Raw genomic sequence first — 20,516 nt, forward strand, 5'->3', positions numbered from 1 at the left:
TTCCTCGTCCGGCTCAGCCGACGGCCACCGGCACGCCGGTCCGCGCCGCCTCCGCGACCGCCTCCGTCACGCGCAGGCTCCGCAGCCCCTCCCGGCCGTCGACCAGCGGTGCGACCTCGCCGCGGACGACCGCCACGAAGTGCTCCAGCTGCCGCGCCAGCGGATCCCGCCGGTCCACCGCCACGACCGAGGTGCGAAACGGCTCCCACCACGACGGTGTGCCCGCGAACACCCGCAGCCGCATGGTCGGCACGGCCAGCGATCCTTCCGTGCCCGCGAGCACGTAGCAGTCCTCGTCGGCGTAGTGCGGGTACCCGGGGTTCTCCCGCGACGTCTGTTCCCAGCTCCGCGCCGAGGCGGCGGTGTCCGAGAGCAGGAAGGTGCCCAGCGCACCGCCCGCGAACCGCAGGGCGATCGCGGCCGTGTCCTCCACCGGGAAGCCGCGGACCTCGCTCGACGCGACCGCCTGCACCCCCACGATGTCGCCGCACAGCGCACGCAGGCTGTCGATCTCGTGGATCAGGTTGATGAGGATCGGCCCGCCACCGGCCTCCCGGCGCCACGGCGCGGCCGTGAAGTAGTCGTCCGGCTTGCGGAACAGTGCGCAGCCCTGCACCGCCACCAGCCTGCCGAGGACGCCGTCGCGCACGATGTCGCCCGCCGCCGCGAGCAGCGGGCTGTGCCTGCGGTGATGGCCGACCAGCAGCGGCACGCCCGCGGACTCGGCCGCCAGGACCATCGGCTCGGCCTCGGCGACCGAGTCCGCGACCGGCTTCTCCACCAGCACCGGCACGCCCGCCTCGACGCACCGCAGCCCGTGCTCGGCGTGGAGCCGGTTCGGCGAGGCGACGATGACGCCGTCGGGGCGGAGCCCGGCGAGCACATCGCCGAGCTCCGCGTGCCCCGGCACTCCCACGGCCGCCCGCGCCGCCGGATCGAGGTCCACAACGGACACGAGTTCGCAACCGCGATGCGCGCGCACCAGCTCGACGTGCCTGCGCCCGATGAGCCCCGCGCCCACCACCGCGATCCGCACCCGGCTCACGAGCCGCCCCGCATCGCCAGCCAGCGCAGCGCCAGCGCGTACCCTTCGACCCCGCAGCCGACGATCGAGGCCGTCGCGACCGGGGAGACGAAGGAGTGCACCCGGAACGGCTCCCGCGCGTGCACGTTGGTGAGGTGCACCTCGACGAGCGGGGCGGTGAGCATCGCGCACGCGTCCCGCAGTGCCACCGACGTGTGCGTCCACGCCGCCGGGTTCAGCACCACCGCGGCGCCGTCGTCGGCCGCCCCGTGCAGCCAGCGCAGGAGCTCGTGCTCGGCGTCGGTCTGCCGCACGTCCACGGCGAGACCGAGCTCCTCGCCCAGCGCCCGGCACGAGCCGGCCAGCTCGGCGTGGGTGGTGCTGCCGTACCTGGCCGGCTCCCTGCGCCCCAGCCTGCCGAGGTTGGGGCCGTTGAGCACGTGGACCCGCACCGCGCTCTCACCCGGCCGAGCCGCGCACGCTGCGGTACAGCTCGAGCTGCTCACCGGAGAGCGTGCGCTTGAAGTAGTCCTCGGCGCGCTGGGCGAACGCCTGCCGGTCGACGTCCTCGACGACCGTCATCGTCCCGTTCCGCCGCCACTCGTCGAGGATCTTCCGTTCCTCGTCCTCGATGCACTGCCGGTTCTGGGCACGGGTCTCGTGCACGGCCTGCCGCAGGGCGTCCTGCTGCTCGCCGGAGAGCTGGCGCCAGCTGTCCTCGTTGATCACGATCAGCTGCGAACCGGTCTGGTGCCCGGAGAGGCTGACGTGGCTCTGCACCTCGTCGAAGCTCTTCTCCGCGATGGTCGGGACCGGATTCTCCTGGCCGTCGATGATGCCCTGTTGCAGGGCGAGGTAGACCTCCTCGAACGCGACCGCCGTGGCGCTGGCGCCGACCGCCTTGGCGTTCTCCAGATAGATCGGCGAGTCGGGGTACCGCATCCGCAGGCCTTCGAGGTCGGCGGGCTTGCGGATGGCCTTGTTGGCGGTGAAGTGGCGCATGCCGAAGAACCAGACGTCGAGGATGCGCGCGCCGGTCTCCTTGGCGAACTCGTTCCGCAGCCGCTCGGCCGCGTCGCTGTCGAAGAACTCGAACAGCTGGTCGGGACCGTCGAAGGCGTAGGCCATGTCGAGCACGCCGATCGGGGCGTAGCTCGACGCGAGCGCCGAGGAGCCCTGCACGTCCATGTCGACGTCACCGGCCATGAGCGAGGTGAACCGCTCGGTGTCGCCGCCGAGCTGGCTGTTCGGGAAGGTCTCGATCTCCACGCCCAGGTCCTGCCCGTTGATCGTGTCGGCCACGGCCTGGATGCCGCACCGGGTGTGCGGGTGCCCGGTCGTGTAGCTGTTGGCGAACGAGAGCGTGACCGTGCCGTCTCCCCCGCCGTCGTCGTTGCCGCCCATCGCGGTGCAGCCCGCGGCGAGCAGCGCGGCCGCGGGCACCAGCGCGAGCATCCGGTACGTCTTCGGTGTGGGCATCGTTGCCTCCTCGAAGGGTTGTGGTTGGGTCTAGAGCCCGAGCACCGACGGCAGGAACGTGACGACCGCGGGAACGAACGTCACCAGCATCAGCACCGCGAGCAGCGGGATCAGGAACGGGGCGGTGCCCCGGAACACCTCGTGCACGGGCAGTCCGGTGACCGGGCTCAGCACGTAGAGCACGGCACCGATCGGCGGGGTGAGCAGGCCGATCATCAGGTTGATGATCGCGATGACGCCGAGGTGCAGCGGGTCGACGCCGAACTGGACGGCGATCGGCAACAGGATCGGCACCGTGATCACCAGTACCGACGTGCCCTCGAGCACCGCGCCGAGGAAGATCAGCAACGCGTTGACCAGCAGGAGGAACACGACCTGGCTGTCGGTGAAGCCGAGCATCAGCTCGGCCACCGCGGCGGGCACCTGTTCCCGGGCGAGGATCCAGCCCAGCAGGCCGGAGGCGCCGAGGATGAGCGTGATCGACGCGGTCGTGGCCGCCGTGTCGCGCAGGATCCCACCGAGGTCGCGGATCCGGACCTTGCGGTAGCAGAACCCGAGCAGCAGCACGTACGCGGCGCCGACGGCGGCGGCCTCCGTCGGCGTGAAGAACCCGCCGAGAATGCCGCCGAGGATGATCACCGGGGTGAGCAGCGGGCCGAGCACGCGCACGGTCGCCGCGCGCAGGCGGCCCCAGTCGAACGGCTGCGCCTGCAGGTCGGCCTGGCGGCGGACCCAGAGGAACACCGCCACCGCCAGCCCGGCGGCCATCAGGAACGCGGGCACCACGGAGGCGGCGAACAGTGCGCCGGTGGATACCGCCGCGATCGACGCGTAGATCACCGCGGGGATGCTCGGCGGCATGACCGGGCCGATGAGGCTGGACGCGGCGGTGATGCCCACCGAGAACCGCCTGGAGTAGCCCTTGCGGACCATCGCGGGCACCTCGACCTTGCCCAGGCCCGCGGCATCGGCGAGCGCGGATCCGCTCATCCACGAGAAGCCGAGGCTGACGCCGATGTTGACGTACCCGAGACTGCCCCTGATCCGGCCGATGACCGACAGCGCGAAGTCGAACAGCCGGTCCGCGATACCCGCGTGGTTGGCGATGACGCCGACGAGGATGAACAGCGGCACGGCCAGCAGCGGGAAGCTGTCGATCGCGCCGGTGACCTCGCGCATGGACAGCCCCAGCGACTGCCCGTTCAGGGTCACGTAGGCGATGCACGGACCCAGCAGCGCGAAGGCGACGGGCACGCGCAGCGCGAGCAGGGCGATGATCCCGGCGGCCAGGAGGACCATGTTCATGCGGACCGTTCCTCTCCGGAGACCGGCCGGGGCCGGAACACGGCGACGACCGAGCGCACCGTGGTCAGGACCAGCCCGGCGAGGGGGATGACGTAGAAGTAGCCGACGGGCATGCCGAGCGCGGGCGTGGTCTGCCGCGACGGCGAGGCGACCAGCTCGAACGCCTCGTACGCGAGGTTCAGGCAGACGACGGCGACCATGCCGTCGGCGAAGATGTGGACCAGGCGGCGAACCACCCCTCCGGTGACCTGGTCGACGAGCTTGAGCGTCACGTGCCCGTCCCGGCCGAGGAGATAGCCCGACATCGCGAAGGTCAGCCAGACGAGGCTGAACCGGGCGAGCTCGCCGGTCCACACCCAGCCGCTCGCGGGCAGGTACCGTTGCGCCGCCTGCAGCAGCATCAGCCCGAGGATCGTGGCGAGCAGCAGTCCGCCGACGACCGCCTCGGCGCGGGAAAGCCAGCGCAGCGGGGTGGGCTCGCGGCGGGACGGTGACCGCTCCCCGGTGGTCGCACCGGGACGCTCGTGGTCCGGGGCACCGGACTCGCCGGGTTCACGCATCGCGGTCCTCCTGCCAGCCGGAGAGGTCGATCCAGGACTTGCCCGGCGCGGACCTGGCCCGCGCGAAGGCGTCGGCCGCGGCGGCGGGCGCAGCTCCGGCGTGCAGCACCTGGGCCGGCCGCACGGCACCGTCGACGACCGCGGCCACCGTCTCGGCGAAGTCGTGCGGGTGGTCGTAGATCAACGACCCGCGGAGCACGAGCTGCCGCCTTGCCAGCTCCATAGTGGACAGCTGGACCGGCTCGTCGCCCATACCGATCATCACGACGACACCGGCCGCGGCGGCGGACCGCAGCGAGATGTCCCACGTGGCAGGAGTGCCCGCCGTGTCGAACACGAGGCGGAAGTCCCCGGTGCCCGCGTCCGCCCGCTTGGCGCCGATGCGTTCGGCGAGAGACAGCCTGCCGGGGATGGGCTCCACCACGTACGGTCGCGCGCCGAGCGCCAGCAGCGCCTGGCACACGAACAGGCCCTGCGATCCCGCGCCCACCACGAGGCACTCGTCACCGGCGCGGACGCCGGCCCTGCGAACGGCCGCCCTGGCCACCGCGAGCGGTTCGATGCACGCCAGGGTCTCGTCGGAAACGGTGTCCGGGACCGGCCAGGCGAACCGCGCGGGGACGGCGACCCGCTCGGCCAGCAGGCCTGGAATGTTCATGCCCACGATCCCGCGGCCGGTGCACGCCGAGGTGAGACCGTCGCGGCAGGGACGGCAGGCGAAGCAGCTGTAGTTCGGCTCGACGACCACCCGCTGACCGACGTGGCGGCCGGTGACGCCCGCACCGACGGCGACGATCTCGCCGCCGCCCTCGTGCCCCATCACCCACGGCAGCCGCGGTGTCACCCGGTGTCCTTCGTGGACACCGAGGTCGGACCCGCAGAGGCCGACCGAACGGATCCCCACGAGGACTTCGCCCTCGGCAGGCCGCGGTTCCGGCCAGTCGTGGACGACCTCCACCCGGTGGGGTCCGGTCAGGACGATTGCCCTCATCGATCGGTTCCCTCTCGCCGCTGAGCGTTTCTGGCGGCCGACCATAAGCGGGTGGCGAAACGGATGACAAGCGGTTGCCAAAAGTTGCCACAACCGGCTAGCGTTGCCACCGTGAACGGCGATCACGGGAAGCGACCGACCATTTACGACGTCGCGCGCGAGGCGGGTGTCGCGACGTCCACGGTGTCCCGGGCGCTGGCGAAACCGGACCGGGTCAACGCGCGGACGCGGGAACACGTGCTCGAAGTGGCGAAGCGGCTCGGGTACCGGACGAACCCGCTCGCGCGGGCGTTGCCGTCCGGGCGCACGCAGACCGTCGCGCTGTTCGTGTCCGACGTGACCAACCCGCACTTCTTCGGCATCATCCGGGGCGCGGAGCAGCAGACCAGGGCTGCGGGCTGCACGCTGATCCTCGGTGACACGGAGGAGTCACCCGATCTCGAGTCCGGGAACGTCGAGCGGCTGAGCGGCTCGGTCGACGGGTTCGTGATCGCGGCGAGCCGGATGTCGGACCGGGAGATCCGGGAGCTCGCGGGCAGGCACCGGCTGACGCTGATCAGCCGCCAGGTGGAGGGGGTGCCGAGCGCGATCGTCGACCACGAGGACGGCACGCGGCAGATCATCGAGCACCTGGCCTCGCTCGGGCACACCTCGGTGGTCTACCTCGCCGGTCCGCGACGGTCCTGGCTGGCGGCCAAGCGCTGGCAGGTGATCCGGACGACCGCCCGCCAGTTCGGCATGAGCGCGACGCGGCTCGGCCCGTTCCCGCCCGCGGTGCGGGGCGGCGCCGCGGCAGCCGACGCCGCGTTCGGGCACGGCGCGACCGCCGCGATCGCCCACAACGACCTGCTCGCCATCGGCATGCTGCGCCGGTTCGCCGCGCGGGGCCTGCGGGTGCCCGACGACATCAGCGTCGTGGGCTACGACGACATCTTCGGCGCCGACTTCTGCTCGCCCCCGCTGACCACACTCGCCGGGCAGTTCGAGGAGGCCGGGCGGCTCGCCGTGGACCTGCTGCTGGGCAGCCGGGACGGCCACCGCCGCTCCCGGTCCGCCTCCCAGGTGGTGCTGCCGTCGCACCTGGTGATCCGCGACTCCACCGGCCCCGCCCCCGCGCGGCAGTGAATGGCACATCGCCTGCGCCCAGCGCGGGTACTGTGCCATTCACTGCCCGCGGTTGGTCCGGTCAGGAAGGGGTCGGCATGGTCGACAAGGAAGAGCTTCCGTATCTGCGGCGCTGTGTCGAGCTGGCGGCGCAGGCGCTCGACGCGGGCGACGAGCCGTTCGGCTCGGTGCTCGTGTCCGCGGAGGGGACCGTGCTGCTGGAGGATCACAACCGCGTTTCGGGCGGCGACCAGACCCGGCATCCGGAGTTCGCGATCGCCCGCTGGGCGGCCACCCACCTCACTCCGGACGAGCGGGCCGCGGCGACCGTCTACACCTCGGGCGAGCACTGCCCCATGTGCGCGGCCGCGCACGGCTGGGTCGGGCTGGGCCGGATCGTGTACGTGGCCTCGTCCGAGCAGTTCGCCGCGTGGCGCGGTGAGCTCGGTCTCCCGGCGCCCCCGGTCCGCGCCTTCCCCATCCGGGAGGTGGTGCCCTCGGCCGTGGTGGACGGGCCGTTACCGGAGCTGGCCGGGGAGGTCCGCGCCCTGTACCGCCGCTTCCACCTCGGGCGGTGAAGGGCCTCAGCCGAACGGGTCGGTGGCCGCACGGAGTGCGGCAGCCGCCTCGCGCAGCACGGGGTTGCCGTGCCCGACGCAGGCGATCTCGGCGTCGTAGGCGGACAGCCGGCGCAGCGAGTGCCACGCCAGCTCGCGGTCGGTGTTGAACGGGCCGAGGACGAGACCGCCCTCGCTCTCGGCGACGGTGTCCCCCGTGACCAGCACGCGGTGCCGGGGCAGCCACAGCGCGATGCTGCCCGGCGTGTGCCCTGGCACGGACAGCACCTCGGCACCACCCGCGAAGTCGAGCACGTCGCCCTCGGACACCGGCTGGTCGACCCGGCACGGCGGCGCGGGCGGCAGGCCCGCCGCGACCACCTCGTGCAGCCGCCGCTCCGCCTCGGTGAACACGGGGCCGGGCCCCGGCCGCTCACCGCGGACGTACGGCGCGTCGGCCTCCCCGGCGACGACGACCGCGTCCGCCCACCCGGCGATCTCCGCCGCGGACCCCGCGTGGTCGGCGTGAAAGTGGGTCAGCACGATCCGGCGCACGTCGCCGGGCGCGCGGCCGAGCCGCCGCAGCGCGGCCCGGATGTCCGCGGCGCTGCCGACGGCGCCGGTGTCGATCACGGTCACGCCGTCGTCTTCGAGCGCGAGGTAGGCGTTGAGCAGGTGGGTGCTGGTGCCGAGCCGGACCTGGTGCAGGCCGGGCGCCACCTCGACGGTGTCCATACCGGCAACCTACGGCCGGGGCGGCGTGCCGGGGGCGCGGTTCGCTGCGGGCGGAACGACAGGACCTGACCTGGTACTTGACAGATTCCTGCAGTCGTGGATATAAGAAATATGTAGCCGTGAATACCTGGTGTTACCGGATCCCATGCCGGGGTGATCGCGGATGCGCAACGACGCCGAACGCACGGACGAACGCTTCGTCGACCTGCTCTGCGCGGACGACGAGTGGGTGCGTGCCGAGTTCGACGCGATCGTCACCGCCAACTTCGCGTGGGGTGCGGCACACGAGCACGTGCCGCTTCCCGGAGCGGGCACCGCGACCGTCCGCGCTCCCCGCTCCGGCCGAGCCGGGCCGGGACCGCGCGCCACCGGCGGGGTCCGCACCGCCGCGGCAGGCGATCACTGGCCGCGGCAGCGGTCCCCGCCCCCTCCTGCGCCACGCACCCTTCGCCACCCGAGGTGACCGCGAGCAGAAAGGAGGTAGTGGCGATGCTGATGCGCACGGATCCGTTCCGCGAGCTCGACCGGCTCAGCCAGCAGCTCCTCGGCGCCAACGGCACCCGCACGCGGCCCGCCGTCATGCCGATGGACGCCTACCGCTCCGGTGAGGAGTACGTCGTGCACTTCGACCTGCCCGGCGTCTCGCCCGAGTCGATCGATCTCGGCGTGGAGCGCAATGTGCTGACGGTGCAGGCGGAGCGGAAGCCGGAGTACGGGGAGGACACCGATCTCCACGTCGCCGAGCGCCCGCGCGGGGTGTTCAGCAGGCAGCTGTTCCTCGGCGAGACCCTCGACACCGAGAACATCGCGGCCAGCTACGAGGCCGGGGTCCTCACGCTGCGGATCCCCGTGGCCGAGCAGGCGAAGCCCCGGAAGATCGCCGTCACCGGAGGCTCCGAGCCGAAGAAGATCAGCACCTGACCGGACAACCGTGCCCGTGGCGACACGCCCGTCCACGGAAGGAGGTGGCGAGCAGTGCGCGACCGGCATGTCGCCGCGGGCGAACCGGACCCGTACGCCGTCCTCGGCGTCGATCCACATGCGACTGAGAAGGAGATCACCGAGGCCTACCGGAGGCTGGTCCGGGAACTCCACCCGGACGTCGGCCCCGGTGAACGCGAGCGCCTGACCGCCGTCGTCGACGCCTACCGGACGCTGCGCGCCGCACGCCGCACTGAACCCGGCGAACAGCGGTCCGGGGTGCGGATCCCGGTGCGGCGGCACCATCCGGCGCCGGACCCGGAGCTGCGTGCGGGTCCCGTTCGCCGCCACCGGTGAGCACCCGCCGCGCTGGTACCGTTTCCCCGCCGGGCGGCCCCCACCGCGCCGGGGAAGGGATCATGTCCACGTCGTCCACGCCCACCTCGCCGACCGCGATCGTCGCGGCCCTGCGCGCCGCGGGCTGCGTCTTCGCCGAGGACGAGGCGGACCTGCTGATCTCAACCGCCGCGGACGACGCCGACCTCGCCGCCATGGTCCGGCGCCGGGCTTCCGGTGTCCCGCTCGAACAGGTGCTGGGCTGGGCCGAGTTCGCCGGGTCGCGGATCGCCGTCGAACCGGGTGTCTTCGTACCCCGCCGCCGCACCGAGTTCCTCGTCCGGCGTGCCGCCGCGCTCGCCAATCCCGGGGCCGTCGTGCTCGACCTGTGCTGCGGCTCGGCGGCGCTGGGCCGCGCCGTGGCGGCCGCGCTCGGTGACATCGAGCTGCACGCGGCCGACGTCGACCCGGCCGCGGTGCGCTGCGCCCGCCGCAACGTGCCCGCCGGAGCCCGGGTGTACGAGGGCGACCTGTTCGAGCCCCTGCCCGCGAGCCTGTGCGGCCGGATCGACCTGCTGCTCGCCAACGTCCCCTACGTCCCGACCGGCGAGCTGCCGCTGTTGCCCGCGGAGGCCCGGCTGCACGAGCCGCGGGTGGCGCTCGACGGTGGCTCCGACGGGCTCGGCGTGCTGCGGCGGGTCGCCGCCGAGGCACCCCGCTGGCTCGCGCCCGGCGGGCACCTGCTGTTCGAGACGAGCGAGCGCCAGGCATCCCGAGCGGCCGAGGCACTCGCCGCCGTCGGCCTCGTCCCGGCCGTGCTGAGCTCGGCCGAGGAACACGCGACCGTCGTGCTCGGCCGGCAGCTGGCCCCTGTCCCCCACGGCCGCTGAAAACGTCGGCACACCAACGAATCTTCCGCTTCCGGCAGTCCTCCGTCCCTGCCGGTGGCGTGATGACCTTGTTACGTTCGGTTGCGTGCGCGCACGAATCACGGTCATCTCGGAAGAAAGGATTTCACGATGAAGGTCTACGAGGCACCGATGCTCGTCGAGCTCGGCACGTTCCGCGAGATCACCGGGCTGCTGGCCCGCAACGGCAACGACCGCCTGATCCTCAGCAAGAACTGAGAATCCGCGTATCCGACTGAAGTCGATGACTGACTCAGTGGGCACCGCGGGCCGCGGCGAGGCGTTCTTCGTGGTCCTGCCCGACCATCCGGACGCCCTCGCCGTGGCCTCGCGGCTGCGCGGGAACACGCGAGTTCTGCACCACGCCTCGGGCCGCCCCTGGCTGGTGGGCCGCTGGCGAGACCACGAACTCAAGGTCGCCACGGCGGGCACCGACCGGCTCGCCGTGCTGGGTTGCTGCCCGGCCGGACCGTCCGAACTGGCCGGTGCGGCGGCACGGTTGCGCGAGCCGTCCCGGATCGACGACTTCGCGCACCGGTTGCGGGGCAGCAGTCACCTCGTCGCCTCCGTCGACGGCCGCTGCCGGGTACAGGGGACCGCGTCCGGGCTTCGCCTGGTCTTCCACACCACAGTGGACGGTGTTCCGGTGGCCGCTGACCGGGCCGACGTCCTCGCGGCGCTGACCGGATCCGGCATCGACGAGCGGGCTCTTGCCACCCGCCTCCTGTTCCCGGTTCCGCACCCGCTGCCCGACCGGCCGGTGTGGCGAGAAGTGCACGGGGTCCCCGCTGGTCACGCACTCCTGCTGCACCGGGACGGCCGCGGCAGCGGGATCTCGCGCTGGTGGTCGCCACCGGTGCCGGACCGGCGGCTCGCCGAGGCGACCGCGGACGTCCACTCCGCACTGGCCGACGCCGTCGCCGCGCGGACCGCACCCGGCGGGGTGGTCGGCTGTGACCTGTCGGGCGGGCTCGACTCGACCTCGGTGTGTTTCCTCGCCGCGCGCGGGCCGGCGAAGGTCGTCGCGAGCACGTGGCCCGGTCTCGACCCGGCGGACGACGACCTCGAATGGGCGCGCAGGGCCATCGCCCACCTGCCGGGCGTCGAGCACGCCGTGTGGCCCGCGGAGCGGTCCCCGCTGGTCTACGCCGATCTGCTGCGGATCGACGACCCGCTGGACGAACCGACCATCGGCATGCTGGACCGCGCGCGGCTGCTGAGCGACCTGGCTCCGCTCATCGCCAAGGGCTGCCGGGTCCGGCTGACCGGCATCGGCGGCGACCACGTGGCCTGGTGTTCCGAGGCGCACTACCACACACTGCTGCGCACCCGCCCGTGGCAGGCGCTGCCCAGGCTCCGCGGCTTCCGCGCGCTCTTCCACTGGCCGCTCGGCGCGCTGGTCCGGGCGCTGGCGGATGCCCGTTCCTACCCGGAGTGGCTCGCCGCGACCGCGCACCACCTCCGCCGTCCGGCCGCGCCTCCGGTCACCGCGGCGCTCGGGTGGAGCGCCCCGCCCCGGCTGTTCGACTGGATCACCGAGGACGCGGCGCGGGCGGCCGGGGACGCGTTGCGCGAGGCCGCCACCACCGCGGAACCGCTCGGCCGCACCCGCGGCGAGCACGCCGACCTGGAACAGATCCTGTCCTGCACGAGGATCATCCGGCAGTGGGAGCACATGAGCACGCGTGCCGGTCTCCCCGTGCAGTCGCCGTACTTCGACGACCGGGTGATCGAGGCCTTCCTCTCGGTGCGGCCGGAGGAACGTGTGACGCCGTGGCGCTACAAACCGGTGCTGACGGAGGCGATGCGCGGCACGGTGCCCGACGAGTGCCTTTCCCGCACCAGCAAGGCACAGGCGGCACTGGACGCGGCGAGCGGCCTGCGCGCGCACCGCGGCGACCTCCTCGCGCTGTGGGAGGACTCGCGACTGGCCGACCTCGGCCTCGTCGATCCCGGCAGGCTGCGGGAACTGGCCCTGCGGCCGGCCACACCGGCACTCGCCAACGCGATCCTCTACTCCACGATCGGATGCGAGATCTGGCTGCGCACGCTCGAAAGAACTCCCGACCCACTCCGCGACTTCTTGGGGAGCACCGATGTACCTGCGGTTTCGTGACGACGTCTCACTCGCCGACACCGAGTACGGCGCGGTCCTGCTCGACGAGCGCAGCGGCCGGTACTGGCAGCTCAACCCGACGGGGGTCCTCGTGGTGCGCGCCCTCATGGCGGGCGACGATCCCGAGCAGGCGGCGACAGCGCTGACCGCCGAGTACGACATCGCCGAGAGCCAGGCGAGGCAGGACGTGGACGTCCTGCTCGACGGCCTGCGCTCGGCCGGGCTGGTGAGCTCGTGACCACGCCGAGCGCACTGAACCGTCCCGCCGTTCCGGCGCGCCGCAGGCTCGCCGCCAGGGTGGCCGTGGCGCTCGCGCGCTCGCTCACCCCGCTGCCGCCGCGCCGCCTGCGGTCGGTGCTCACCGTGCTCAGCCGCGGCGCCCGTCCCGCGAGCTACGCGGAGGCGAAGCGGGCACGCGACGCGGTGCTCTCGGTCAGCCTCGCCTGCCTCGGCCCGAAGGGCTGCCTGCCCCGGTCGCTCGCCGTCGTCCTGCTGTGCCGGGCGGGCGGAACCTGGCCCACCTGGTGCGCGGGGGTGCGGACGCTGCCACCGTTCGGCGCGCACGCCTGGGTCGAGGCCGATGGCCACCTGGTCGACGAGGGCGTGCCCGACGGGTACTTCCGGCCGCTGCTCACCGTCGGCGCCCGTGGGCAATCGTCCCGATGAGGCCGCCGGGCCGAGCGCGCATGCGCGACCTGGCACGGCTCGCCTCCGGTCACCGGGGTGTGCTGTCACTGGCGATCCTGCTGACGCTGGTGGCCTCCGCCCTCGGCATGCTCCAGCCACTGCTGGTGCGGCAGGCGATCGACTCCGCGGGGCACAGCTCCCTGCCCTGGCATCTCCTGACCGGGCTGGTGGTGCTGTTCGCCGCGCAGGCACTCGCGGACGCGGTGGGCCTGTTCCTGCTGGAACGCACCGGAGAGGGAGTGGTGCTGGGGCTGCGCCGCAGGCTCATCGCCCGGCTGCTGCGGCTGCGGATGCGGGTGTACGACGAGCACCGGATCGGCGACCTGATCTCGCGCGTCAGCGCGGACACGACCGTCCTGCGCGAGGTGACCACGCAGGCCTCGGTGCAGCTCATCACCGGTGCCCTCACCGGAATCGGCACCGTCGTGCTGATGGTGTGGCTCGACCCATTCCTGTTCCTCGTCGTGATCAGCACCGTCGCGGTGGCGGCCGCCGTCGTGGGCAGCCTGCTCGGCAGGCTGCGCGCGGCGAGCGAGCGCGCCCAGCACAGCGTCGGTGCGATGACCGCCGACCTGGAGCGTGCGCTCGGTGCCATCCGGACGGTCCGGGCCAGCCGCGCCGAGGAACGCGAGGCCCAGCACGTCGGTTCGCGTGCCCGGGCCGCCTACGCCGCGGGAGTTCAGGCCGCCCGCATCACCTCGGTGATGAGCCCGGCGGTGGAGCTGGCCCTGCGCGGTTCGCTGTTGCTGGTGCTGCTGATCGGCGGCACCCGGGTCGCCCGCGACGCCACGTCGCTCGGCGAGCTGACCGCCTTCCTGCTGTACGCGACGTACCTGGTCGTGCCGCTGGCCTCGGTACTGCAGGGAATCGGATCGGTGCAGCGCGGAATGGGCGCGCTGCAACGGGTGCAGGAGGCAGGTGCGCTGCCGGTGGAGGACGCCGACGGCAGGGCACGGCCGGCGCCCGCCGGCAACGGCGCCCCGGTGCTGGAGCTGCGCGACGTCCGGTTCGGGTACGGGGACCGGCCCGTGTTGCGGGGTGTCTCGCTGACCGTGCCGCCGCGTGCGCACGTGGCGCTGGTCGGCAGGTCCGGCGCCGGGAAGTCCACCGTGTTCTCCCTCGTGGAGCGTTTCTACGAACCCGGCTCCGGCACGATCCTGTTCCGGGGCGAGGACATCCGCGAGCTCGGCAGGACGGACTACCGCTCGCGGATCGCGCTCGTCGACCAGAACACCCCGGTGCTGCACGGCTCACTGCGCGAGAACCTCTGCTACACCGCCCCGCACGCCGAGGAGGCGGATCTGGAGCGGGTCGTGCGACTGGTCAACCTCACGGAGCTGGTCGACCGGCTGCCGTCCGGCCTCGACTCCCCCGTCGGGGAAAGGGGAAACCGGCTCTCCGGCGGTGAGTGCCAGCGCATCGCGATCGCGCGTGCCCTGCTCGGCCGGCCTTCGCTGCTGCTGCTCGACGAGCCCACGGCGCATCTGGACACGGTCAACGAGGCGGCGCTCGTCCGCGCGATCGACCGGATCTCGGAGGAATGCGCTTTGCTGGTGATCGCACACCGGATCTCGACCGTGTGCCAGGCGGACAGAATCGTGGTACTCGACGCGGGCGAAGTGGTGGCCGAGGGCAGCCACGAGACACTATTGGAAAGCAGTTCACATTATCGCGGTTTGGTACTCGGCGAACTTGCCCACAATTCGCCGGACAATGTAGAAGACTCACCCGGAACCGGCTCTCGACCCAGTGAAACTGGCAAGTTGCCAAAGGGAAATTTCGCCTGGATGGACCTAGGTCCCCCGCCAGCGCAATGTTAGAAAAGTCGCGGGGGAACCTTCCATGGGACCACGAGAAGATGCGAGGCGAATTCAACTTGTTGAACCCCTCATCCGGAAAGACCGGTTTCGCGCCGAACAAGGAATTCGTCGGCCTGCTTCCCGACCATTCCGCGGTCCTGCGCCGGGTCCAGCAGATCGCCTGCACGGTGACCTCGGTCGGCGGGGCACTCTCGGGTCGCGGCGGCCCCCGCAACCACGTCGATCTGTCGATGCTCGATCTGCTCGCCGATGCCGGCAAGCACCGCCGCGTGCTCATCGGGCCGCAGCTGACCGACCCCGAGTCGCTGGCGAGCACGGCGATCGCGCGGCAGCTGGAAGTCCGGATCTGCCCGGGGCCGGTCCGGCCGATGCTGGTCTTCGACGACCGGTATGCGGTGCTCTCGCTCGACCAGGCGGACTGGAGTGCGGGAGCGTTGCTGCTGCGGGCACCGCTGGCCGGACCGTGTGGCGAGCTGTTCGACCTCAAGTGGTCGGCGGCCCGCCCGGTCACGGTCGAGCCGGCCGTCGGCGACGCGCTGTCCGGAAGGCAGCTCGACGTGATTCGCCTTCTGCTGCAGGGGGCCACCGACCACCAGGTGGCGGACCGCATCGGCGTGAGCAGCCGGACCGTGCGCACGGTGGTGTCACAGTTGCATCGCCGCTACGGCACCACGTCCCGGATGGCGCTCGGCTTCCGGCTGGCCTGCGCCGGCGCGACCGCGGAGCCGACCGAACGCCACGACTAGCGGGTCCCGGCCCGCCTTGCGCCCGGCACGCGGACGATGGGACATTGCCCGCGTTGAACGCCGTGGATGTGCCGACCATCGCCGGGCTCGGGGACGGGCCCGGCCCCCGCTGGCTGACCGAGGACGCCGCCGCGGCCGTCGCGGCGGCTGAGCAACGCCCGTTCGCCGACGCCGAGTACGAGCGTCGTCTTCGCGGTGTGCGCGACCGGATGGCGGAGGCGGGCGTGGACGCCCTGTTCGTGTTCCGGCCGTCGAGCATCGAGTACCTGTGCGGTTACCACACGGCGGAAACCACTCCCCAACCGTTGCTGGTGACCGGTTCGGACACCACGCTCTACGTTCCCGACCTCGAACTGGGCCGGGCGCTGGCCAGTTCCCGCGTCAACCAGATCGTCTACTGTGGATATACCGACGCGTTGCGCGGCCTTGGTGCCTGGCTGACGCACGCCGTGCGCGGGCTCCGCGGTGGCGCCCGGGTCGGGCTCGAACTCCGGCACGCCTCGACCCCACCGGTCGCGGTCCGGCTGCTGCGCGAGTCCGGCGCGGAACCCGTCGACACCGAGCACCTGGTGGAACGACAGCGGCTGGTGCTCTCGGACGCCGAGCTCGCCTGTGTCGAGCGAGCGGCCGAGCACACGCGGGCGGGCGTCGACGCGGCGGTCACGGCCGCGCGCGAGCCGGGGGCCACGGACTCGTCGGTGGCCGCGGCGATCGCCTGCGCGCTGTACGGCGCGGCCGACTCCGCCTCGGCCTGGGGCCCCGTGGTCGCCACCGGCCGCCGCGGTGGCATCCCGCACTCCACCTGGGCCGGGCACCCGCTCGCCGGCACGACGTTCCTCGAGTTCGCGGGCACGTGTCACCGCTACCACGCCCCGGTCATGCGCACGCTCTGCCGGGGCCGCCCCGGTGCCCGCGAACGCCTGCTCGCCGACCTCGCCCGGACGGCACTGGCGGCCGTGCTGGACACCGCACGCGCCGGGGTCCGCTGCTCGGAGGTCGCCGCCACGGCGGAACGCGCACTCGGCGAGTTGCCCGGAGACGTCGTGTTCCACCACCTGTTCGGCTATCCGGTCGGGCTCGCGCACAAGCCGCACTGGATGGATGGCGCCCCGTTCCACCTGGCGGAGGGCAACGACGAGCCGCTGCGCGCGGGCATGGTGTTCCACGTGCCCGCGTCGTTCCGCGTGTTCGGCCGGTCGGGGGTGGGACTCAGCCAGACGTTCGTCGTGACCGAGCACGGCACGCGGGTGCTCACGCACGGCGCGGCGGAGCCGATCGAGCTCTGAGGTCCCGTTGACATGCAGCCGTCTGGCTGCCTATCTTGAAACGCAGCCAAACGGCTGCATGTTTGGATGGCGAGATGGACGCGGTGTTCAAGGCGCTGGCCGACACCAGCAGGCGCAAGCTGCTGGACCGGCTGAACGAGCGCAACGGCCAGAGCCTGCGTGAGCTCTGTGCGGGACTGGACATGGCCCGGCAGTCCGTCAGCAAGCACCTGGCGGTACTGGAGGCCGCGGGACTCGTCACGACCCGCAAGCGGGGGCGGGAGAAGCTGCACTACCTCGACGCCGGACCGATCAACGCCATCGCCGAACGCTGGATCGGCCGGTACGACCGCGAGCGGGCCAGTGCGCTCGCCGACCTGAAGCTGGCATTGGAGAACACAGCCATGAACGACGACGCCTTCGTCTACACGACCTACATCAGGACCGGCCCGGAGCGGCTCTGGCAGGCACTGACCGATCCCGCGTTCACCCGCCGCTACTGGGGTGTGTCCTTCGAGAGCGGGTGGGCGGCCGGATCCCCGATGACGTGGGAGGAGAACGGTCACCGGATCACCGACCCGGAACAGGTCGTGCTCGAGTCCGACCCGCCGCGTCGCCTCTCCTACACCTGGCACACGTTCACCCCCGAGTGGGCCGAGGGCGCGGGCGTGAGCGCGGACCTGCTCGCCCGGCTCCAGGCGGAACCGAGGTCGCGCGTGACCTTTGAGCTCGAACCGCTCGGCGATCAGGTCAAACTCACCGTCGTGCACGACGGGTTCGGCGGGGACAGCGCGCTGCGCGGGATGGTCGGCGAGGGCTGGCCGCACCTGCTCTCCGGCCTGAAGACGCTGCTGGAGACCGGTGAGACACTGCCCGAGCCGCCGAGGGAGACCGCCAACCGGGCATGATGCACTCCGGACGGCCATCGACTGTGCGGTTCGCACACTGACGGGCGGGGGGCCGGTGCTTACGGTACCGGCTAACCCTTTCCGCCCCGTCGCAAAGGAGGTCGGTATGGCCTCGTCCGTCGGTGTCGACGACTACGCCCTCACCCGCGTTCCCGCCACCGCCAGGTACTCCTGGTGGTCGGTGGCCGTGCAGCGGTTCGGGCAGGTCTCCGCACTCAGCCAGTTCCTGCTCGGCGCCACGCTGGGCTTCGGCATGGACTTCTGGGACGCCTTCCTCGCCCTCACGCTCGGCGCCGTGATCCTCGAGATCGTCGCCATCTTCGTCGGCGTGATCGGCGTGCGCGAGGGCCTGTCCACGTCGATGCTCGCCCGCTGGACCGGCTTCGGGCGCGCCGGCTCGGCGCTCATCGGGCTGGTCATCGGCATCAGCCTGATCGGCTGGTTCGGCATCCAGTCCGCGGTGTCCGCGCAGGGCCTGGTCGCGCTCGTCGGCGGGCTGCCCGAGTGGGCGTGGGCGCTCGTGTTCGGCCTGATCGTCACCGCGATCGTGCTGCGCGGCTTCCATTCGATGGCCTGGACGGCCTACGTCACCGTGCCCGCGTTCCTGATCCTCGTCGGCTGGTCGATCACGTCCGAGCTGGCCAGGCACGACCTCGGCGGCCTGGTGTCGTCGGCGCCGGCCGGGCCACAGCTGTCGCTGCTGCAGGGGACGACCCTCGTCGCCGGCGGGTTCATCGTCGGCGCCGTCATCACGCCCGACATGACCCGCTTCAACCGCTCGGTCGGCGACGTGGTCAAGCAAACCCTGGTGGGCATCACGGTCGGCGAGTACGTCATCGGCCTCTCCGGCGTCCTGCTGGCGCACGCGGTACGCACCGCCGACATCACGACGATCGTCACGTCCTCGGTCGGCTGGGTCGGCATCCTCGTGATCATCGCGGGCACCGTGAAGATCAACGACTGGAACCTCTACTCGTCGGGCCTCGGCGTGGTCAACTTCGTGGGCACGGTGTTCGGCAAGCACGTCCATCGCGGCGTCGCGACCGCCGTCATCGGTGTGGTGGGCAGCGTGCTGGCCGCCGTGGGCATCCTCGACAGGTTCACCGACTTCCTGATCCTGCTCGGCGTGGCGTTCCCGCCGATCGCCGGGATCATGGTCGCGGAGTACTTCGTCGTGCGCCGCTGGCGGGACGCGCTGGACTCGGCACGGGCGGCGGGCACGGTCCCGGAGTCCGCGCCGAACTGGGTCCCGGCCACCATCGCGATCTGGCTGGCGGCCGCGCTCGTCGGCAGGTTCGTGGAATGGGGCCTGCCGAGCGTCAACTCGCTCGTCGTCGCGTTCGCGCTCTACGTCGTCGCGGGCAAGCTCGGTCTCGTCCGCGGGGTCGGTACCAGGCGTACCTCCGACGCCGAACCCGTTCCCGCAGGTCAACACTCGTGAGTGAAAAACGTGGTTAGAACCACGCGGAACACTCACGAGCGGTGAAGGAGATTGGATTCCAGTGCGTATCGGCATTGACGTCGGCGGCACGAACACCGACGCGGTCCTGCTCGACGGCCGCCGTGTGCTCGCGGCGGTCAAGACGAGCACCACCGAGGACGTCACGTCCGGCATCGTGACCGCGATCGGCGAGCTGCAGCGGCAGCACGCGTTCGACCCGGCCGCGGTGCGGGCCGTGATGATCGGCACCACCCACTTCATCAACGCCCTCGTCGAGGCACGCAGGCTCGCCCCGACGGCGGCCCTGCGGCTGAGCCTGCCCGCCGGGGCCTCGCTGCCCCCGATGGTGGACTGGCCGCGGCGCCTCGTCGACGCGATCTCCGGACGCGCCTACCTCTGCCACGGCGGGCACGAGTTCGACGGAAGGCACATCGCCGAGCTGGACGAGGGCGAGTTGCGCAAGGCCGCCGAGGACATGGGCAGGGCCGGAGTGCGCAGCGTGGCCATCAGCTCGGTGTTCTCGCCGGTCAACGCCGAGTTCGAGACCAGGGCTGCGGAGATCGTCGCCGCCGAGCTGCCCGGCGTCGCGATCTCGCTGTCCCACGAGATCGGCCGCATCGGGTTGCTCGAACGGGAGAACGCGACCGTCGTCAACGCCGCGCTGCGCGAGCTGGCGGCCCACATCGTCGACGGGCTGGCGTCCTCGGTGAGCGGCGCGGGCATCACCGCGCCGCTCTACCTCAGCCAGAACGACGGCACCCTGATGGACGTCGACTTCGCCCGCCGCTACCCCGTCGCCACGTTCGCCTCGGGACCGACCAACTCGATGCGCGGTGCCGCCGTGCTGTCCGGACTGGACACGTGCGCGGTGGTGGACGTCGGGGGGACCACGAGCGACATCGGCGTGCTCGCGGGCGGGTTCCCGAGGGAGGCGACGACCGACGTCAGCGTCGCCGGTATCCGCACCAACTTCCGGATGCCCGACGTGCTCTCCATCGGCATCGGCGGTGGCAGCCTGGTCACCGGCGAGCCCGCCGATGTCGCCGTCGGCCCGCGGTCGGTGGGTTACGAGCTGACGGCGAAGGCGCTCGTGTTCGGCGGCGACACCCTCACCGCGACCGACATCGCCGTGGCCGCGGGGCGCGTCGCGATCGGGGATCCGGAGCGGGTCGCGCACCTCGACCCGGACCTGGTGCGGGCCGCGCTCGGCCGCATTGCCGCCGACGCGGCCGACGCCGTGGACCGGATGCGCACGTCCGCCGAGCCGCTGCCGGTGGTCGCGGTGGGCGGCGGGTCGATCCTGCTGCCCGACGAGCTGGCCGGGACCGGCGAGGTGCACCGTCCCGAGCACTACGCGGTGGCGAACGCGATCGGCGCCGCCATCGCGCAGATCGGCGGCGAGGTCGACCGCGTGTACGCGATCGAGCCGGGGCACCGCGACTCGGTGGTGGACGAGGCGAAGCAGGAGGCCGTCGACCGCGCCGTCGCCGCGGGAGCGAGCCCGTCCACTGTGGAGATCGTCGACTTCGACGAGGTACCGATTCCCTACCTGCCGGGCAACGCCACCCGGATCAGGGTCAAGGCCGTCGGCGACCTGCAGCTGGGGGGCTGAA

General features: G+C 72.2%; 23 protein-coding genes. 16 read left to right on the forward strand and 7 right to left on the reverse strand.

The genetic code is table 11. The annotated features are described in order from the left end of the window. Positions 1 to 13: 13 nt before the first annotated feature. Genes B0I33_RS05795 through B0I33_RS05820 form a run of 6 tightly spaced genes read right to left on the reverse strand, consistent with a single transcriptional unit; the run spans position 14 to position 5,359 of the window. Positions 14 to 1,045 carry a Gfo/Idh/MocA family protein gene (locus tag B0I33_RS05795; RefSeq protein WP_106177477.1) on the reverse strand — a complete coding sequence of 344 codons (1,032 nt, stop codon included), beginning with the start codon at positions 1,043 to 1,045 and terminating at the stop codon, positions 14 to 16. After that, a complete protein-coding gene (gene aroQ / locus B0I33_RS05800) occupies positions 1,042 to 1,476 on the reverse strand; it encodes a type II 3-dehydroquinate dehydratase (RefSeq protein WP_106177478.1) in 435 nt (144 codons plus the stop codon). Before aroQ ends, B0I33_RS05795 begins: the two co-directional genes overlap by 4 nt. Before the next feature lie 7 nt (positions 1,477 to 1,483). Then, a complete protein-coding gene (locus B0I33_RS05805) occupies positions 1,484 to 2,503 on the reverse strand; it encodes a DctP family TRAP transporter solute-binding subunit (RefSeq protein ID WP_106177479.1) in 1,020 nt (339 codons plus the stop codon). A 30-nt stretch (positions 2,504 to 2,533) separates the two neighbouring features. Further along, positions 2,534 to 3,808: a TRAP transporter large permease gene (locus B0I33_RS05810; RefSeq protein ID WP_106177480.1), complete on the reverse strand. Its 1,275-nt coding sequence runs from the start codon at positions 3,806 to 3,808 to the stop codon at positions 2,534 to 2,536. After that, the gene (locus B0I33_RS05815; RefSeq protein ID WP_106177481.1) at positions 3,805 to 4,368 is read right to left on the reverse strand and encodes a TRAP transporter small permease; all 564 of its coding nucleotides are present in this window, start codon (positions 4,366 to 4,368) and stop codon (positions 3,805 to 3,807) included. The genes B0I33_RS05810 and B0I33_RS05815 overlap by 4 nt, the downstream gene beginning before the upstream one ends. After that, complete coding sequence (locus B0I33_RS05820) at positions 4,361 to 5,359, reverse strand: zinc-dependent alcohol dehydrogenase (protein ID WP_106177482.1); 999 nt, start codon at positions 5,357 to 5,359, stop codon at positions 4,361 to 4,363. The genes B0I33_RS05815 and B0I33_RS05820 overlap by 8 nt, the downstream gene beginning before the upstream one ends. Positions 5,360 to 5,470: 111 nt before the next feature. Between B0I33_RS05820 and B0I33_RS05825 the strand changes: the two genes are divergently transcribed. Then, on the forward strand, positions 5,471 to 6,484 hold the full coding sequence (locus tag B0I33_RS05825) for a LacI family DNA-binding transcriptional regulator (protein ID WP_106177483.1): 1,014 nt from the start codon (positions 5,471 to 5,473) through the stop codon (positions 6,482 to 6,484). Positions 6,485 to 6,561: 77 nt separating this feature from the next. Then, entirely contained in the window at positions 6,562 to 7,041 is a 480-nt protein-coding gene (locus tag B0I33_RS05830; RefSeq protein ID WP_106177484.1) for a nucleoside deaminase, read from the forward strand. Positions 7,042 to 7,047: 6 nt separating this feature from the next. Here the strand turns inward: B0I33_RS05830 and B0I33_RS05835 are convergent, their stop codons facing one another. Next, entirely contained in the window at positions 7,048 to 7,755 is a 708-nt protein-coding gene (locus B0I33_RS05835) for an MBL fold metallo-hydrolase (protein ID WP_106177485.1), read from the reverse strand. A gap of 163 nt (positions 7,756 to 7,918) precedes the next feature. Here B0I33_RS05835 and B0I33_RS05840 point away from each other — a divergent pair, with 163 nt between their 5' ends. The 14 genes from B0I33_RS05840 (at position 7,919) to B0I33_RS05905 (ending at position 20,515) form a co-directional block, all read left to right on the forward strand. Continuing rightward, positions 7,919 to 8,218 (forward strand): hypothetical protein, encoded by a 300-nt coding sequence (locus B0I33_RS05840; RefSeq protein ID WP_106177486.1) that lies wholly within the window; start codon positions 7,919 to 7,921, stop codon positions 8,216 to 8,218. 26 nt (positions 8,219 to 8,244) lie between these two features. Beyond that, positions 8,245 to 8,676, forward strand: coding sequence for an Hsp20/alpha crystallin family protein (locus B0I33_RS05845; protein ID WP_106177687.1), 432 nt, complete (start codon positions 8,245 to 8,247; stop codon positions 8,674 to 8,676). A gap of 54 nt (positions 8,677 to 8,730) precedes the next feature. Continuing rightward, positions 8,731 to 9,033, forward strand: coding sequence for a J domain-containing protein (locus B0I33_RS30670; protein WP_106177487.1), 303 nt, complete (start codon positions 8,731 to 8,733; stop codon positions 9,031 to 9,033). Positions 9,034 to 9,095: 62 nt separating this feature from the next. Beyond that, on the forward strand, positions 9,096 to 9,902 hold the full coding sequence (locus B0I33_RS05855) for a putative protein N(5)-glutamine methyltransferase (protein ID WP_106177488.1): 807 nt from the start codon (positions 9,096 to 9,098) through the stop codon (positions 9,900 to 9,902). A gap of 129 nt (positions 9,903 to 10,031) precedes the next feature. Continuing rightward, the gene (locus B0I33_RS05860; protein WP_106177489.1) at positions 10,032 to 10,139 is read left to right on the forward strand and encodes a keywimysin-related RiPP; all 108 of its coding nucleotides are present in this window, start codon (positions 10,032 to 10,034) and stop codon (positions 10,137 to 10,139) included. 25 nt (positions 10,140 to 10,164) lie between these two features. Beyond that, the gene (locus tag B0I33_RS05865; RefSeq protein ID WP_106177490.1) at positions 10,165 to 12,036 is read left to right on the forward strand and encodes a lasso peptide isopeptide bond-forming cyclase; all 1,872 of its coding nucleotides are present in this window, start codon (positions 10,165 to 10,167) and stop codon (positions 12,034 to 12,036) included. Beyond that, positions 12,017 to 12,274: a lasso peptide biosynthesis PqqD family chaperone gene (locus tag B0I33_RS05870; RefSeq protein WP_106177491.1), complete on the forward strand. Its 258-nt coding sequence runs from the start codon at positions 12,017 to 12,019 to the stop codon at positions 12,272 to 12,274. Before B0I33_RS05865 ends, B0I33_RS05870 begins: the two co-directional genes overlap by 20 nt. Then, on the forward strand, positions 12,271 to 12,702 hold the full coding sequence (locus B0I33_RS05875) for a lasso peptide biosynthesis B2 protein (protein WP_106177492.1): 432 nt from the start codon (positions 12,271 to 12,273) through the stop codon (positions 12,700 to 12,702). The genes B0I33_RS05870 and B0I33_RS05875 overlap by 4 nt, the downstream gene beginning before the upstream one ends. A 20-nt stretch (positions 12,703 to 12,722) precedes the next feature. Then, on the forward strand, positions 12,723 to 14,543 hold the full coding sequence (locus B0I33_RS05880; RefSeq protein WP_245900457.1) for an ABC transporter ATP-binding protein: 1,821 nt from the start codon (positions 12,723 to 12,725) through the stop codon (positions 14,541 to 14,543). 56 nt (positions 14,544 to 14,599) lie between these two features. Next, positions 14,600 to 15,289 carry a helix-turn-helix transcriptional regulator gene (locus tag B0I33_RS05885; RefSeq protein ID WP_181193187.1) on the forward strand — a complete coding sequence of 230 codons (690 nt, stop codon included), beginning with the start codon at positions 14,600 to 14,602 and terminating at the stop codon, positions 15,287 to 15,289. A 62-nt stretch (positions 15,290 to 15,351) separates the two neighbouring features. Continuing rightward, a complete protein-coding gene (locus tag B0I33_RS05890) occupies positions 15,352 to 16,575 on the forward strand; it encodes a M24 family metallopeptidase (RefSeq protein WP_245900477.1) in 1,224 nt (407 codons plus the stop codon). A 74-nt stretch (positions 16,576 to 16,649) separates the two neighbouring features. Then, positions 16,650 to 17,462, forward strand: a complete 813-nt coding sequence (locus tag B0I33_RS05895; RefSeq protein ID WP_106177496.1) for an ArsR/SmtB family transcription factor — start codon at positions 16,650 to 16,652, stop codon at positions 17,460 to 17,462. A gap of 106 nt (positions 17,463 to 17,568) precedes the next feature. Continuing rightward, a complete protein-coding gene (locus tag B0I33_RS05900; RefSeq protein WP_106177497.1) occupies positions 17,569 to 18,903 on the forward strand; it encodes a purine-cytosine permease family protein in 1,335 nt (444 codons plus the stop codon). A 61-nt stretch (positions 18,904 to 18,964) separates the two neighbouring features. Beyond that, complete coding sequence (locus B0I33_RS05905; protein ID WP_106177498.1) at positions 18,965 to 20,515, forward strand: hydantoinase/oxoprolinase N-terminal domain-containing protein; 1,551 nt, start codon at positions 18,965 to 18,967, stop codon at positions 20,513 to 20,515. Position 20,516: the final 1 nt, after the last annotated feature.

This window comes from Prauserella shujinwangii (genome assembly GCF_003001955.1).
Lineage (GTDB): Bacteria > Actinomycetota > Actinomycetes > Mycobacteriales > Pseudonocardiaceae > Qaidamihabitans > Qaidamihabitans shujinwangii.

Coding starts and splice junctions, on each gene's coding strand:
- B0I33_RS05805 (WP_106177479.1), bottom strand. CDS start 2,503: ATGCCCACACCGAAGACGTACCGGATGCTCGCGCTGGTGCCCGCGGCC.
- B0I33_RS05810 (WP_106177480.1), bottom strand. CDS start 3,808: ATGAACATGGTCCTCCTGGCCGCCGGGATCATCGCCCTGCTCGCGCTG.
- B0I33_RS05815 (WP_106177481.1), bottom strand. CDS start 4,368: ATGCGTGAACCCGGCGAGTCCGGTGCCCCGGACCACGAGCGTCCCGGT.
- B0I33_RS05820 (WP_106177482.1), bottom strand. CDS start 5,359: ATGAGGGCAATCGTCCTGACCGGACCCCACCGGGTGGAGGTCGTCCAC.
- B0I33_RS05830 (WP_106177484.1), top strand. CDS start 6,562: ATGGTCGACAAGGAAGAGCTTCCGTATCTGCGGCGCTGTGTCGAGCTG.
- B0I33_RS05835 (WP_106177485.1), bottom strand. CDS start 7,755: ATGGACACCGTCGAGGTGGCGCCCGGCCTGCACCAGGTCCGGCTCGGC.
- B0I33_RS05840 (WP_106177486.1), top strand. CDS start 7,919: ATGCGCAACGACGCCGAACGCACGGACGAACGCTTCGTCGACCTGCTC.
- B0I33_RS05845 (WP_106177687.1), top strand. CDS start 8,245: ATGCTGATGCGCACGGATCCGTTCCGCGAGCTCGACCGGCTCAGCCAG.
- B0I33_RS05855 (WP_106177488.1), top strand. CDS start 9,096: ATGTCCACGTCGTCCACGCCCACCTCGCCGACCGCGATCGTCGCGGCC.
- B0I33_RS05860 (WP_106177489.1), top strand. CDS start 10,032: ATGAAGGTCTACGAGGCACCGATGCTCGTCGAGCTCGGCACGTTCCGC.
- B0I33_RS05865 (WP_106177490.1), top strand. CDS start 10,165: ATGACTGACTCAGTGGGCACCGCGGGCCGCGGCGAGGCGTTCTTCGTG.
- B0I33_RS05870 (WP_106177491.1), top strand. CDS start 12,017: ATGTACCTGCGGTTTCGTGACGACGTCTCACTCGCCGACACCGAGTAC.
- B0I33_RS05880 (WP_245900457.1), top strand. CDS start 12,723: ATGCGCGACCTGGCACGGCTCGCCTCCGGTCACCGGGGTGTGCTGTCA.
- B0I33_RS05895 (WP_106177496.1), top strand. CDS start 16,650: ATGGACGCGGTGTTCAAGGCGCTGGCCGACACCAGCAGGCGCAAGCTG.
- B0I33_RS05900 (WP_106177497.1), top strand. CDS start 17,569: ATGGCCTCGTCCGTCGGTGTCGACGACTACGCCCTCACCCGCGTTCCC.